We start from the raw sequence: 930 nt of genomic DNA, 5'->3' as shown, positions 1-930 counted from the left end.
CCGTAGATCACTCCGCTCGCCTTGGAGTCGATTCCGGGCACCGATCCGCTTCTCGCAATTGCTGAATTTGATCTTTCCGCCCCGCCGCGCAAGGTCAGAGGCATTCGCTCGCAACTCCGGTTTACAACAGGAAGGCGAACGCTCGGCGCGGTTGGACGATTACACCCGCGCTCGACAGGTCCTACGCGAAGCCGTCAGTGGCTACATCCCCCGATGGCGATATCGTTGACTGAATCTACCAGCAACTTCGACTCGAGCCCTGATTGTTTCACATCCTGTAACGGACACATTTTTGACAGGTATTTGACCCCGTACTTTTCGTCTTTCTGAATCGCCCTCGTAATCTAGTGAAAATCCTTTATTGGGAGCGCAACGGGTTTTGCCTTTGGCTTAAGCGCCTGGAGTCTGAATGGTTCAAAACCTCGCCCGACATCACGGATGAGGTGATCGTGCTGACCGTACAAGAGCTGAACGTATCGTAAGCGCTCCATTAACCCCATATTTTAAAGGTTGGGATCTATGGCTATCTTGGAATTTTCGGCGTGTAGTTCCGCGGCAGCAAGGCTTCGAAGTCTTTGTCACGGTAAACGGGAAGCACATCTGGCGGTAGGTGTACTTCGTGGATTGCATACGAATAAACGACGGCGTCTCTCAGCAGCGCCGGGCGCGACCTGTGCCACGATAGTGTGAGCTCCTCGAAGCTCGCAATACCGAGACCTGCCGGATCCGAAGCGACAGGCGACGAGCGATCCAAGGCTCAGGAACTCCTACGCTCCTGACCTCCCCGACACGCTTTATCGCAACGACGTCTTGGCAGAGCAGCACAAGCGCCTTCAAAAGCGGCGCGCTCCAGTTAGCATCTGGAAGGTGCAAAGGCTGATTGAGCTGCAAGAGGACCAAGTAGCGTTGTATCATCCTCACCGCGTCATC

Annotated in this window: 1 protein-coding gene and 1 pseudogene; both read left to right on the top strand. The window is 54.7% G+C overall.

Annotated elements, in window-relative coordinates:
* The coding region (locus tag AC1DLB_RS31000) for a hypothetical protein (protein ID WP_477786401.1) at nucleotides 1-229 on the top strand (229 nt) is incomplete at its 5' end.
* 82 nt (nucleotides 230-311) lie between these two features.
* Nucleotides 312-482: pseudogene (gene tnpB / locus AC1DLB_RS30995) on the top strand (IS66 family insertion sequence element accessory protein TnpB); the annotation flags it as partial.
* Between the last annotated feature and the right edge of the window lie 448 nt (nucleotides 483-930).

This window comes from Pseudomonas sp. 05N434 (assembly GCF_056396965.1).
This window is presented reverse-complemented; position numbering and strand designations above follow the sequence as displayed.